The sequence below is a fragment of the Vibrio sp. 2134-1 genome (assembly GCF_033339495.1).
The window spans coordinates 77,295-89,980 of record NZ_JAWOUS010000014.1 but is presented as its reverse complement, the minus strand read 5'-3'; the positions used below and the strand labels follow the sequence as shown (position 1 = coordinate 89,980).

At 45.2% G+C, this 12,686-nt stretch carries 15 protein-coding genes; 2 read left to right on the top strand and 13 right to left on the bottom strand.

Annotated elements, in window-relative coordinates; all coding sequences use genetic code 11:
• The first annotated feature begins 66 nt into the window (after nt 1-66).
• Both R7R78_RS16075 and R7R78_RS16070 read left to right on the top strand, forming a co-directional pair.
• Nucleotides 67-582 (top strand): hypothetical protein, encoded by a 516-nt coding sequence (locus R7R78_RS16075; RefSeq protein ID WP_005377268.1) that lies wholly within the window; start codon nt 67-69, stop codon nt 580-582.
• 81 nt (nt 583-663) lie between these two features.
• Nucleotides 664-1,434 carry a sulfite exporter TauE/SafE family protein gene (locus R7R78_RS16070; RefSeq protein ID WP_005377266.1) on the top strand — a complete coding sequence of 257 codons (771 nt, stop codon included), beginning with the start codon at nt 664-666 and terminating at the stop codon, nt 1,432-1,434.
• Between the two features lie 293 nt (nt 1,435-1,727).
• On the opposite strand, the gene R7R78_RS16065 is transcribed toward R7R78_RS16070, so the two are convergent.
• From R7R78_RS16065 to sctW, 13 genes are all read right to left on the bottom strand, one after another.
• On the bottom strand, nt 1,728-2,699 hold the full coding sequence (locus R7R78_RS16065) for a TAXI family TRAP transporter solute-binding subunit (RefSeq protein ID WP_005377264.1): 972 nt from the start codon (nt 2,697-2,699) through the stop codon (nt 1,728-1,730).
• Between the two features lie 205 nt (nt 2,700-2,904).
• Nucleotides 2,905-3,909: a type III secretion system translocon subunit VopD gene (gene vopD, locus R7R78_RS16060; protein WP_170897332.1), complete on the bottom strand. Its 1,005-nt coding sequence runs from the start codon at nt 3,907-3,909 to the stop codon at nt 2,905-2,907.
• Nucleotides 3,910-3,919: 10 nt separating this feature from the next.
• Nucleotides 3,920-5,119, bottom strand: coding sequence for a type III secretion system translocon subunit VopB (gene vopB, locus R7R78_RS16055; RefSeq protein WP_225474009.1), 1,200 nt, complete (start codon nt 5,117-5,119; stop codon nt 3,920-3,922).
• 7 nt (nt 5,120-5,126) lie between these two features.
• Nucleotides 5,127-5,612, bottom strand: a complete 486-nt coding sequence (gene vcrH / locus R7R78_RS16050; protein WP_005377258.1) for a SycD/LcrH family type III secretion system chaperone VcrH — start codon at nt 5,610-5,612, stop codon at nt 5,127-5,129.
• Between the two features lie 12 nt (nt 5,613-5,624).
• Entirely contained in the window at nt 5,625-7,448 is a 1,824-nt protein-coding gene (locus R7R78_RS16045) for a virulence-associated V antigen (protein ID WP_272870541.1), read from the bottom strand.
• A 10-nt stretch (nt 7,449-7,458) separates the two neighbouring features.
• On the bottom strand, nt 7,459-7,743 hold the full coding sequence (locus tag R7R78_RS16040) for an LcrG family type III secretion system chaperone (protein ID WP_005377254.1): 285 nt from the start codon (nt 7,741-7,743) through the stop codon (nt 7,459-7,461).
• 60 nt (nt 7,744-7,803) lie between these two features.
• A complete protein-coding gene (locus R7R78_RS16035) occupies nt 7,804-8,217 on the bottom strand; it encodes an LcrR family type III secretion system chaperone (protein WP_005377252.1) in 414 nt (137 codons plus the stop codon).
• Nucleotides 8,217-10,343, bottom strand: a complete 2,127-nt coding sequence (vcrD, locus tag R7R78_RS16030; RefSeq protein ID WP_086013006.1) for a SctV family type III secretion system export apparatus subunit VcrD — start codon at nt 10,341-10,343, stop codon at nt 8,217-8,219. The genes R7R78_RS16035 and vcrD overlap by 1 nt, the downstream gene beginning before the upstream one ends.
• On the bottom strand, nt 10,327-10,668 hold the full coding sequence (gene vscY / locus R7R78_RS16025; RefSeq protein WP_171343278.1) for a type III secretion system chaperone VscY: 342 nt from the start codon (nt 10,666-10,668) through the stop codon (nt 10,327-10,329). Before vscY ends, vcrD begins: the two co-directional genes overlap by 17 nt.
• Nucleotides 10,669-10,673: 5 nt before the next feature.
• Entirely contained in the window at nt 10,674-11,051 is a 378-nt protein-coding gene (gene vscX / locus R7R78_RS16020; RefSeq protein WP_005377246.1) for a type III secretion system protein VscX, read from the bottom strand.
• Entirely contained in the window at nt 11,048-11,422 is a 375-nt protein-coding gene (gene sycN / locus R7R78_RS16015; protein WP_005388159.1) for a type III secretion chaperone SycN, read from the bottom strand. Before sycN ends, vscX begins: the two co-directional genes overlap by 4 nt.
• Entirely contained in the window at nt 11,409-11,693 is a 285-nt protein-coding gene (locus R7R78_RS16010) for a TyeA family type III secretion system gatekeeper subunit (RefSeq protein ID WP_005377239.1), read from the bottom strand. The genes sycN and R7R78_RS16010 overlap by 14 nt, the downstream gene beginning before the upstream one ends.
• Complete coding sequence (gene sctW / locus R7R78_RS16005) at nt 11,674-12,567, bottom strand: type III secretion system gatekeeper subunit SctW (RefSeq protein ID WP_064376729.1); 894 nt, start codon at nt 12,565-12,567, stop codon at nt 11,674-11,676. The genes R7R78_RS16010 and sctW overlap by 20 nt, the downstream gene beginning before the upstream one ends.
• Nucleotides 12,568-12,686: the final 119 nt, after the last annotated feature.

The window sequence follows — 12,686 nt, the reverse complement described above, 5'->3', positions numbered from 1 at the left end:
ACCCACCCATAGCGGTGGGTTTTCTGTCTCTACCGTATGGGAAAAGCTCTCTTGGAGGCGGTCACAATGCAAAAAATAGCAGTTTTTGGTAAACCCGGCAGTGGAAAATCGACGGTAAGTAAAGCAATCGCGTCTGCTACCGGTCTTCCTCTTCATCAATTAGATTCAATAGTCTATAAACCAAACGGTGCTCCCGTTGAGCGTAACGTTTTTGATGAAGCCCATAGCAATATACTAAGCTCAGATCGTTGGATTATAGATGGCCTTGGACCGATCAGCTCTTTCAACGCTCGTTTAGATGCAGCCGATACTCTCATTTATATTGATCTACCATACTCCGTAAGCTATTGGTTTGTGACGAAACGTCTCCTTAAAGGACTATTCATAAAACCTGAAGGTTGGCCTGATGGTAGTTCGGTACTGAAAGGAACGTTACAAAGCTACAAAGTTCTTCAGCAATGCCCCGCATTCTGGAATGATGACTTTATGTATCGCCTCGAAGGGTACTCTCAAAGTAAAGCCGTTCATGTCATCAAAAACGTTACAGAACTGAACAATTTTGTTTTAGAGCGGGTAAAGTAAACCTCATATCAGAACATTAGAGCATGTAGGTTAGATCATCTGAAGCTCTAACAATAAAAAAGAACATAACAAGGATTGTTTATGCTTTTAGAACTCTCACTTTTATTCATTGCTGGCGTAATTGGTGGGATCATTAACTCCATAGCGGGAGGCGGAAGCTTTATTACTTTTCCGGCTCTATTGGCAGTTGGTGTTCCTCCTATTATGGCTAACGCAACAAACACATATGCTTCATGTGCGGGTTACATTAGTGGAGCCGTCGGGTTCAGAGAAGAGATCATGAAGAACAAGCATGAACTGCTGTTCACAGTCTCATTCAGTTTAGTCGGCGGCGCTGTCGGAGCATATCTGTTGCTCAACACGCCAGAATCGCTATTTATGGAAGCTATCCCTTGGTTACTCTTATTTGCCACCGTGCTTTTTCTCACCGGTTCTCGTTTAACAATGCTAATCAAAACTGTCGCGAAAGAGCACAAACATGCTGGCATACTCGGAGCAATCGCGTTGGGTTCACTACTTGTTGGTGTCTCTGCTTACGGTGGTTTTTTCAACGCAGGTTTAGGGGTTATTGTTCTGAGCTATCTGGTAGTAGCTGGCCACCAAGACATTAATTTAATGAACGGTTTGAAATTGCTCGTATCTACGTGTGTTTCACTCATTGCTATCGTGATTTTTGTTGCCAATGGCTCCATTGACTGGCACACAGGTAGTGTTGTTTTGGTCGGTACGTTGGTAGGTGGGTATCTTGCAGCTCGTGTCTCTCGTCAACTGAATCCTAATCATGTTAAAGGGTTTGTTGCTCTTTCTTCTATTCTCATCACTATCTACTTTTTCATTGATGTTTATGTTTAAGCAAAACTTGTACAAGTGGATAACACTCCTACAAAAACGCCAGCGCGAAAGATTAATGCAGATGGCTTAACGATTTTTTGTGTCACTCCAGCGAGGTTAGGAATCTAATAGCACTACACTGAGCGGCTAATGAAACCATTTTGATCACAAAGTGCTCGGATGGAAGAGCCTGTATCACGCTCCTTCGTCGCTGTACAGGGTGACGAGAAATAGAAATATGCCACTCGCGGTTAAACGAGTGGCATTGATCGAGAAAGATGGCGTTTTACATCAATAATAAGAGAAAGTAACGCTTACTTAATCAGCCCTACTTCTTTGTAGTATTTGAGCGCACCTGGGTGAAGAGGCGCAGATAAACCGTCTTTTACCATTTCCTCTTTCTTCAAGTTTGCAAACGCTGGGTGGAGACGGCGGAAATCATCGAAGTTTTCAAATACCGCTTTAACCACGTTATAAACCACATCTTCTGGTACCGCAGTAGAAGAAACAAACGTCGCGCCCACACCAAAGGTTTGAACATCACTATCTGTGCCACGATACATACCACCTGGGACATTTGCGACACGATAGAAGCTGTTGTCTGCAACCAGTTTTTCTACATTAGGTCCAGCTACCGTTACGATATTACTATCACACGACGTAGTGGCTTCTTTAATCGCTCCACTTGGGTGACCAACGGTATAAATCATCGCATCAATTTTGTTATCACAAAGTGCTTTTGATTGCTCTGCTGCTTTTAACTCAGAGACAAGCTTAAAGTCGTCGTTACTCCAACCATACTGGTTCATTAGCACTTCCATAGTACCTCGCTGACCAGAACCAGGATTACCAATGTTGACGCGCTTACCTTTCAAGTCATCAAAAGTTTTGATGTTCGCGTCTTTACGTGCAACGACAGTAAACGGTTCTGGATGAACGGAGAATACGGCGCGCAGCTCTTTAAAAGGCCCGCTTTCTTCAAACTTACTGGTTCCTTTGTAAGCATGATACTGCCAGTCTGATTGCGCGATACCGAGGTCCAATTCACCAGCACGAATAGTGTTGATGTTATAAATCGATCCCCCAGTACTTTCTACCGAACAACGGATACCGTGCTCTTCTCGCGATTTGTTAACCAAGCGACAAATAGCGCCACCAGTCGGATAATAAACCCCTGTTACGCCACCGGTACCAATCGTGACAAACGTTTCCTCCGCAGACGCAGAAAAGCCTGTTGTGAGTGCAGCCAAAGAAGCCGCAAGTGCGATTTGCTTAAACTTAAACATTGAACATCCCTTTTACCTGTGTTGATGACCGTTTAAGTATAGCAACCGTTAACAATTTGATAACGTTTGAGTTCTCATCCTTGGAGGTTGATTTATAGATATATATTTTTTTATCAACTTAACCTGCTGATAAATAGCGTTTATACTTTTATCCCATAAAAAAAGCGTTGTATAAACAACGCTTTGTAGTTAGTGAAACGGATGGTTACACCGTTGGGACTGACGCTCGCCACGCTTGGTTCTGGCTATCTGAGATAGATCGGAACAAGTCACGTAGCTCTTTCAATAAACCTTCTTGGAAACCAATGTTTTCATCGGCTTTCTGTTTGGCTGCTTGTGCGCGAGTCGCTTGTACTTCATCATCTTTGCTGCGCGCTTGCGCTTTGGTTTGCTCTACACTCGATGCTGAGTTTGCCATCTGGCCCAAAGCTTGAAGAATCGCGTTCTTCGCTTGGTTTGAGCTCATCAACTTATCGAACTTACGGCCACCACTTGTCAGCTGCGCTGTCGTGTCTGCGATATTGTCTTTCGCTAGTGAGTGCGCACGCTTAACCTGATCTTGCTGCGTTTTAGACAAGCTATTGTTATTTAATAACTCTTCTGCTTGATCGAAGCCAGCTTTTTGCGTTTTCAGTACATTATTGCTCGCCATTTCATTCTTGATTTCTTTCCCTGCTTTGAAAGAACCAAGGGCACCAATAATTGCGGTAGCACCCGCTAATACACCCGAAACGACTGCCATCGCGATCATTGCGCTTGCCGAGTTGTTTAGTTCTGCCGCTTGGCTTTCTAAACTCGCGACGTTTGCTTCAACAGCAATTTCACGTTGTAGCACTTGCTGCTCACGGCTCAGCTTTGATACTTGATACAACAATGTTAATAGCGTCAACGATTGTGATACCGCATCTGATGGTGACTTGATCACCTCCTCACCGTTAAGCGCTTTCATCGTTGTGCTCATTAATGAGCTCACCGTCGGCGCAAGAGCGCTCATTAGGTTTGCAACAACTTGAGCTTGGTTACTCACTGTGGGAGCTTTAGGTGTCTCTAACTGGTAGCGTGCTGCACCAGAAACACCTGACTCACTTTGGCTTTTAACGGCACCCGCTTCAAGCTTTGTTTCCGGCGCTTTTTCTGCTTTGTTGGTTTTAATGGTATCGCCTAAACCGTATAGTTCACCACGACCCGTTCCGCCTACTTTATCTAGCATAATAAACTCCTTATACCGTTGCAGGACGGCTTAACACCGTTTGCATAGTTTCACTTTTCGCTTGAATCATTTGCATGATGAGGCTCATCAGCTCTTGGAAGTCTTCCATCAACTTACCAATCTCTTCTTTGAGCTTATCAATGACAGCCTGGCTTAACGTCATTTTGGCTCGAAGGTCTGTGATATCAGCCTGAATCTCTGTTACGTGAGCATTGTTAGCAGCATGGACACTGTCCGTTGCGCCTTTACCCACGTTGACGGCAAGATCGACGGTTTCTGCGCCATAACGAATCGCTTTCGCTGTTGTTGTCGCAGCTTTTGTGCCCATATCCGCCACTTTCGCCATGTTTGCAGCGGCTTTCGTAGCGATTTCCGTGACCTTTTGAGCTACCTTACCAGCACCTTTTGCTGCAAGTTTCGCGATACCGCCAGCAGCTGCACTACCAAACGTCACAACAGCTCCGATAACCGCGACGGCGATTTCTAATGCCATTACGACTTTGTTTAGCACATCGACATTTACGCCCGCTTCTTTTAGCGCATCTTGAACGGCTGGCTCTTGCAACGCCATGCTCACTGCTCCCATGACGCCACCAGCGATCATAAGTGCACCGGCTGCTGCACCAACACCCGTTGCCACCATTACGGCACCAACAACAATAGAAACCACCGCACTGATCCAACCAAAGATCTTCGCTGCTAAGCCTGATTTTTGGGCTTCTTTTGCAGCGGCTTCCGATTCTTTGATTTTGTCTTGGTTTTCCACCATCTCTTTTTCGTGCTTAGCTTTTGCGACCTTCACTTCCTGAATTTTCAGCTCGTTTTGAGCACTTTTCAGTTTATCCGTGATAGCAGCAAGCTCTACTTCAAAATCATCAGCAGATCCTGCGATGATTTTGACGGCAATCGAACCTGTTTGGTCTGCAACTGCATGGAGAGATTTTGCAATGGTATCGACGATCTTTTGCAGCTGTGCCATGGCTTTTAGCGTCAAATCATTCACTTTGTCACTAACAGCTGCGTTAGGTGCATCTAACTGAACTTTTACTTTTCCGGTGTTCAGTACATCTGCATCTTTACTCTTCACGTTTTCTACCGTCACAGAAGGCGTCGCTGTAGACGCCGTTTTCTGCACGTTATCTAACGTGGCTTGGCCAGATTCAGGGCTATAAACCTGTGTCTGGATGCGGTCAAGTGCAATAGAACTCATAGTCTAATTACTCCTTTTTATTTCTCACCGCTTCTAACATGATGCCTGCACGCTCATGCAAATCTGCATATTGTGATTTTCCGGCAGACATCTCCTTCGCGCTGTAAAACCCACTCTCTGCTTCTGTCAGTTGTTCCAGTTTAAGGTGACATTCAGCAGAGTGAAAAGGTGGGCGTGGATCATTTACGTCCACTAGCGCTGCGTAGCTGTAGGCGTCTATTGCCTGCAGATACTCACCCAACTCCTGACGAGCCGCGCCAAGGCCAATGAAAAATCGCGCCTGATAATGATCAAGCATGCTGAGTAATTGAAATACTTTCGCTGCTTGCTCAATCTTTCCCGATTGGAAAAAGTTGTAACCTACGGCATAAATGTGTTCGATGGTGTCCTGAGACACATCGTGCAACATTTTTAGCGTGCCTCCCTCTTCCAAAAAAGACAGCAGTTCTTCTGCTTGCATTTGAGATGGATCGGTCGCGTTTGTTTTAGTCATGGTTGGTTATCCTTAAATGGCTCGTAGGATTTCTTGTAAAATACTGTGGTACTTCTGAACAAACTTGTTCATCGCTTCAACGGTCGAGTTGTATTGAGAACTGGTGTCGTTCAGCTCAGTGGTTTTGATTTGCACTTCATCGTTAAGCAACTTGGATTTAGCACTGACAGAACTAGAAAAATTAGACAGCTTTTTCGACTTCTCTTCGTCTTGGTACGAAGCACCATCACCGATAGTAATACCTTGTGTTTGAAGGAAGTCTCGATGGTTTGTTATCTTATTATCCGTCAAATACTTGTACTCAGGTGAAGCTTCAAAATCCGTTTGATTGCTGTAGTTAAAGTCACTCGCTTTGAAGTTACTTTCTGGATATCCCGGTTTATAAACCCCATCAACACTTTGCGTAGAGTGAATTTTTGATTGCACAACACCAAAAACTTTAAGCTGTATTGTGAGATCCTCTAATGCCTCTTTCTGGTCATTACGTTTCTCTAAACGGTTAACACGACGCTCATTTAGTGCAAGCAGCACTTGCTCATCAAAACGGTCTCCAATGCTGGACTCAACAACGGCCAACAAATCACGAGCCGTTAGAGAGTGCTCTGCTCTCACCTCGCGATCCGCTTTCTCTTTATCGGTGATATTGAGTAGACGCTCTTTCAATGCCCCTAAGTTTTTGCGCAATGCCTCGTATCGCTCAGTAAATGAAGCCCCGGTAGATTCACCTTTTACTATTTTTTCAAACTGTAATCGGATATCTCGTTCGGTGTTTTCTTTGATCAAATTAACTTGAGCTGCCGTTATTTGTGTCTTTTGGACATCGGCTATCGCGCTGTCCTGGTAAAAGTCATCGATTTCTATATTTGTTAAACTCACCGCGAAGTTGGCGAACAGACTAGAAAGGGTCAAAGGCTCAGTTCCACCAATGACAGTATTAAGTGTTGCTTTTAGATTGTTCGTTCCACTCGCCTCACCATAAGCTGCGCTATATTGGCCTTTCACTTGAGCGGCCATTTCATCTAACGCTTCTTTAAGCTGCTGTTTAGAAATACCAGGAGTCCAGGTAATTCTGCTAGCTAGCGCACTTGCGTCATCGGTGCTTAAAGTAATACCAATGCCTTGAAAACTACTTTTTAATTGAGCTGAGACTTGAAGGGCGAAACTCTCTTTAGTCAACAGAAAGTCCGAGCTCTTCAGTTGCGCGAGATTAACGGAACCTAAGCTACTAAAGGCATTGCGAAGAAAAGAAATAGAAGCATCTCTCACTTCACGGGAGCCCATTTGATTAGCAAGCTCTGCAACAAAAAGAGAAATTTCTTTGGTGGCATTAGCCAGTTCTGTCTCGGAGAGGTTGGCGATCTGCTCCGCTTGGTTACTCTGGGTGCCCAGATTAAATTGACTAACAAACTCAGTAGATAACGAGCTATCTACGTTTTCCGTCAGTAGCTTACTAAACCAAGCCTGAAACTGATTTGATAGCGTTTGGTTTGTTTGAGCATTAAACTCGGCTGCGGTTAATTCGCCATCTGAGTTAGCACTTTGTAGCGACTTTATCCAAACAGATGCGGTGTCGGTCAATGATATACCAGCAAACGCATTATTTTTCGCTTTTAGGTTTTCAAGCGTATCAACATAAAGCGCGATGCTTTGTGATTCCGTTTGTCCCGAGATAGTTGGCAATGAAGAGATTATCGAGGCAAGTTGCTGAGTCTCTGCTTCACCCAGTACAGGGGTAAATGCCTCTATCAAGTTTTGTTGGAAAGTGGGTAATGGTGCACTACTCGCAGCTGTGTCTGTTGCTCCTGTCGTAGAGCCAGTCGTTTTCATATTCGTCATTTCCAAACCTCTAAATCATCATGCCGCGCATCACTGTGGGACGCTTTCTGCGTTTACCTGACGTACCTTGTAGCTGAGTTTGTTGCTGCCGGCGGCGCTGGACTTCGTCTATTAGCTCTTGCTCTGCACGTTTCATGGTATCTACTGGCGCTTTTATGCCGCCAAGTAAAACATCCCCCGCAACAGGACCAACACCTAAGCCTTCCAATAGCTCGTTAAAAATATCGGTTCTGTCTTCAGCTTTTCTAATGGCAAGCTCAGCGTTCTCAATCGCATCGGTAAACGGTTGCTTCATCTTGATTCCTATCTTAAAGCGGGTCATCTCATCGGTGCTGTCAGTAACAGTCGTGAGTTTTTACTTTTTCAACTTTTTCAAAGGTCTATAATCTGCTAGGCGTAAACAGTACCAGTCTTCTAGCTCATCATGGCTTGCACCGCATGCTTTTAGATAGAACTGTGCCAATCGCTGGCTGCTCATGTTGCTACCACGTAACACATCGACGTTGCCGCGAATGACCCAATCGGAGGGATAAAGTTGAATGGCATGTTCAGCCAAGAGAAATAAGCCGGCAAAGGGGTTACTCAACCCCAATTTTGGACGAACGCGTTTCAGAAGAACGATGATGATTTCACCGTCCTCCACCCGAAAAACGAGCTCTAAGCCCTCAACTTCAATTCGATAACCAAGTTGAATTTCACTTTGTTGCCAAAAGTATGGCGTCACTTCGATCCCCGCTTGCGCCAGCGAGAGTATTAGTTTTGTTTTCATTACATCCCCACCCTTCCAAGTGGCTGAATATTGATTTGCTGGGTTAGTTCTTGAAATGACAAAACGGGCAGATCGTAGTATTCCGATTCAATAAGCTTTCGCACATATCGGCGTACATCCATAGACACAACTAGCACAGGTTTATTCGGCATGCGGCTTAAGTCACCAATGGTCTGTTTCACATCACTGACAAATTGTTGCGTTACTGACGGATCTAACGCCAAGTAACTCCCTGCTGAGGTTTGACGAATACCGCTGCGTATTGTGTCTTCGAGATTTTGATCCAATAAGTAAGCGGGCAACATGTTTTGTCCGCTCGCGTATTTGTAGCAAATGTAACGTTTTAAGCTGGAACGAATGTACTCCGTCAGCTGTACAACATCTTTCTCTTTTTGGCCCCACTCAACCATCGCTTCCAAGATCACGCGAAGGTTTCGGATAGAAATGTCTTCAGAAACCAAGCGTTGCAAGATTTCCGTCATTTTTTGCAACGGAACAATACGCTGGGCCTCTTTGACTAGCTCCGAATAACTGCCTTCCATCTGCTCCAACAGATAACGCGTCTCCTGAATACCAATAAAGTCTTGTGCGTACTCCTTAAGAACATGAGACAAGTGGTACGTTAAAATCCTGTCGGGTGTGAGAAAACCGACATGACTGGCTACGAGTTTTTGCTCATAACTCTGTGCCACCCAAATGCTAGAAATACCGGGTAGAAAATCTTCATCTTGCTCATAAGGCACGCCTAATAAATCGATCTGTTCATTCCCTTCTGTCACCAAGAGTTGATCTTTAACAATTCGTCCTCGTGCAACCGGGACTTCTTGTAACTGAATTAAGTACTCGCCATTTTGCATCCCCTCGTTAAAACGCAGGTGGATACCCGGGAAAGGCACGCCGAGGTCGAGATATAGTGCGCGCCTCACCCTTGCTAGCTCTTCATTTAATGCGACCGCTTCCAAGCTTTCCTGAAGGCTCGCGTCAAGATCAATCAACAGCGGGACTGTCATGGCGAACTCTTCTTGCTCACCTAACTTACCTTTACTGTTTCTAGAAGGCGTAGGTTTGCTTGGCTTCGCTGCTGGCGAACCGGCCCCTTGCGAAACAAAGCTTGATAAGTCGGTGCTATCTGATTCCGCTTGTTTTTTCTGTTGATAGAAAAGGAAGAAACCACCACCACCAACCACGGCGGCCAAGACCAGAAAAGTGATTTTTGGAAACCCAGGGATGAGTGCGAACAGCACCAAAAGCACACCACCAATAAGAAGCGCACGTGGCTGAGCAATGACCTGCCCACCAATGTCCGACCCAAGATCAGAAGAATCTTCATGAGAAACACGCGTCACGATAATACCGGCGGTAATCGCGATAAAGAGTGCCGGGATCTGCGATACCAAACCATCGCCAACGGTCAAAATCGCAAACAATTCAAGTGCTTCAGAAGCACTCATGCCTTTTTGCGTTACCCCGATCGTGACGCCACCTAAGATGTTGACCACAATGATGACCAGACCCGCAATGGAGTCGCCTTTAACGAACTTCATCGCGCCATCCATCGAGCCATACATTTGGCTTTCTTTTTCAATCAGTGATCGTCGGTGCCTAGCTTCGTGTACGTCAATTACTCCGGCACGCATGTCACCGTCAATACTCATCTGCTTACCAGGCATCGCATCGAGTGAGAAGCGCGCACTAACTTCTGCTACCCTCTCTGAGCCTTTGGTGATCACCATAAACTGAACAATGGTAATGATCAGGAACACAACGATACCGACCACTAAGTTACCGCCCACAACGAAGTTACCGAATGTATAAACGATTTGACCAGCATCGCCTTGTAGCAAGATCAAGCGGGTTGTCGTGATAGATAAAGACAGACGAAACAATGTCGTGATCAATAGCACCGCAGGAAATGCAGAGAACTCAAGTGGCGTGGTGATGTAAATCGCTAACATAAGCAGCACCACCGCAATGCTCATGTTGGTGCCAATCAGCACATCCACCAGTGCGGTAGGAAGTGGCAATATCATCATAAAGACGATCGCGAGTAACATCACCGCAAGCATGATGTCTTTGCGTTGCCCTACTTTGTTTAGAATATCGATCAACTTATTCATGTGATTCACTATTTAAAGATTGCAGATAGCGTCGGTGCGCTTGACGGGCGCCATCGACGTCATTTTGTTTCCAACGCGCTTGGCTTAAACAAAACCAGAGTCCTGCCGAGTCAGGATGAAGGTCAGATTTTAATAAGTGCTCACACACCTCAATCGCCCGGGTATATCGACCACTTTGTAAACACGCCACAGCAAGTGTTTGCATCGCCTCTTTGTGCTGCGGTTCTACTTCTAGAACCGCATCGAGAATAGAAATGGCATGCTCTGGCTTTTGGTATTGAACTTGTAGCGCAGCGTGAACAAGTAAGAGTTCAATGTCTTTGGATCTCAACATGTTGGTTAGACCTGAATAAGGAGATTGAGCGCCATAGTGAGGTAACGCTGATCAAGTTGTGTACTTTGTAGCGTTTCAGATGCTTTGATAAAAGAAGCGGAGCCTGAGTCCTGTGCAAGAACTTGCAGCTGAGCCAACGTTTCATCAAATTGTTGACGGTATTTTTCTGGACGCAACAACTCTGAATGCAGCAGCTTGGGCTTAGTTAACGCGATGAGATATTGGTCTGAAGGCCGGAGGTCATAGAGCTTCTCTAAATGTGTAGCGACCGCCTGCCCATCAGGAAGCAATTGAAATCGTTCTGGGAAATCGGCCTTAACTTCACTATGAGTAACATGCGTAAAGGCTTCGATGCCTACGTTTAAAGTGCTGACTCGAGTCATGAGCCTGCCACATCGTTATGCAGACGAGCCAAAAGCGTAAACGCTTGCTCTAAGGTCGGAAGTGTTACTTCTTCTCCTTTTAGCCTTGCTGAAAAAACCAGAGTTTGTTCATCTAACAAGCCGGTTTTAATTTCGAAAGGCCAGCCTTGATCGGCATGACACAAACACAGTGCACTTTGAATCATGTCACTGGTTTGATGCCAAGATAACGCTCGAGACAACATCAAGAATAACTGCTCACCCTGTCGCTCAATATGCAGCGTACCACTTTGCTCAAAATCCAGCTGCACCCGTCCAGCTGATGAGAAATCGACGGCATCGAGCCCCATTCCTCGGCAAAATTCATCGACGGATGCATCAATCCAACTCATCTTCCCACGCTTCCTCTTCTTCTATATCAATGGCTTCGTCTAGCGCCTTTTGTACCGCTTGGATTAAATTCTGTCGTTGTTCTTCATCGGCGAATACGTCAATTGGGATTGCGCGAACTAACTTATGGAACTCTCGAAAAAAATCGATTTTTTGTTCTACCGCCGTCAATTCCATAGCGTTGGCGACTTTCCATATCTCATCACTGCTTACCCATCGCTGCTCTACCAACGCAATCACATCAGCCATCAAATTAGAAACTTGATAAGCCATAATTCGTCCTTTCCGGTTTAAACATTTGGAACAGCTGACTCACACGATCTTGCAACGTATTTAGAGTTTTGAGTTTTTGCATATCGGACATCAACCACTTCAACTTAACCGAATCGATACTGCTACCTTGAACACTAAGATCTGCACTCATGCCTTGCAGCATAAAGTCAACAGCGGTCGATACCTCCTGCTCACCAAAGCGCGCCACAACATCTTGATAAGCCGCGCCGAGCCCTTGATAACTATGAACGGTATCGCGGTAGAAGCCGCGCAGCTGATGCAAAGAGCTAAACTCTTGCTCTTGGCTGTATTCATCAGCAAAATTTGAGACACGGATTTCCGTATCAATTTGAGACCATGTATCTGGGTTTTGCTCGATTCTTAGAAGTGCTTGGTCAATCAGCGCTAGTAGGTGTTTACTTTCTGGACTCGCACTCAAAAACTTTTTCACGGCTTTTAACGCAAGGTATTGATGGCTTTTCTCCTCTGAAAATCCATTCAAATAAGCTTGCAATTGAGCGATGGTCGAGATATTCCCTCCCGCCATTTTTGTAGCCAAATCTTTGATCTTTTGGTTCTTTTCAAGATCAGGGACTTTTCGCAGATAGTCCGAAACGAGTTCGTGCGCTTCATTAACTCGAACACCACTGTCTTTCACTTTGCGCTTGGTCAGATCTTTCTCTGCTTTTTCGGAACCGAGTGAAGTGAGTTCTTCCATCGCATCAAAAAGTGATTGTGTGGCATTGTGAACACGGACGGTTTCACCGCGATAATTGCCTTTTTGTGAAACGTCGGGACGAGACGATTCCAACCCGTTTTGGATAGACGCATCAAACTTTGGATTTGTTGCGATATGATTGTTGATAATACTCATTCACTTGCACTCCTTCCGCACAATACAGGCGAATTATAGGAAGTGCGCTTTGTTGAAGCTGTCAAAATCAGACGTGTTTTTTTAGTGCGCTTTCAGTTTTCTAAAAACTCCCGACTGAT

Excerpts from the sequence above, each read along its gene's own strand:
- R7R78_RS16010 (WP_005377239.1), bottom strand. The coding sequence starts at position 11,693 with ATGGCTTATCAAGTTTCTAATTTGATGGCTGATGTGATTGCGTTGGTA.
- sctW (WP_064376729.1), bottom strand. The coding sequence starts at position 12,567 with ATGAGTATTATCAACAATCATATCGCAACAAATCCAAAGTTTGATGCG.
- R7R78_RS16070 (WP_005377266.1), top strand. The coding sequence starts at position 664 with ATGCTTTTAGAACTCTCACTTTTATTCATTGCTGGCGTAATTGGTGGG.
- R7R78_RS16075 (WP_005377268.1), top strand. The coding sequence starts at position 67 with ATGCAAAAAATAGCAGTTTTTGGTAAACCCGGCAGTGGAAAATCGACG.
- R7R78_RS16065 (WP_005377264.1), bottom strand. The coding sequence starts at position 2,699 with ATGTTTAAGTTTAAGCAAATCGCACTTGCGGCTTCTTTGGCTGCACTC.
- R7R78_RS16045 (WP_272870541.1), bottom strand. The coding sequence starts at position 7,448 with ATGACGAATATGAAAACGACTGGCTCTACGACAGGAGCAACAGACACA.
- vopD (WP_170897332.1), bottom strand. The coding sequence starts at position 3,909 with ATGCTAGATAAAGTAGGCGGAACGGGTCGTGGTGAACTATACGGTTTA.
- vscX (WP_005377246.1), bottom strand. The coding sequence starts at position 11,051 with ATGACTCGAGTCAGCACTTTAAACGTAGGCATCGAAGCCTTTACGCAT.
- vopB (WP_225474009.1), bottom strand. The coding sequence starts at position 5,119 with ATGAGTTCTATTGCACTTGACCGCATCCAGACACAGGTTTATAGCCCT.
- sycN (WP_005388159.1), bottom strand. The coding sequence starts at position 11,422 with ATGAGTTGGATTGATGCATCCGTCGATGAATTTTGCCGAGGAATGGGG.
- vscY (WP_171343278.1), bottom strand. The coding sequence starts at position 10,668 with ATGTTGAGATCCAAAGACATTGAACTCTTACTTGTTCACGCTGCGCTA.
- R7R78_RS16040 (WP_005377254.1), bottom strand. The coding sequence starts at position 7,743 with ATGAAGCAACCGTTTACCGATGCGATTGAGAACGCTGAGCTTGCCATT.
- vcrH (WP_005377258.1), bottom strand. The coding sequence starts at position 5,612 with ATGACTAAAACAAACGCGACCGATCCATCTCAAATGCAAGCAGAAGAA.
- R7R78_RS16035 (WP_005377252.1), bottom strand. The coding sequence starts at position 8,217 with ATGAAAACAAAACTAATACTCTCGCTGGCGCAAGCGGGGATCGAAGTG.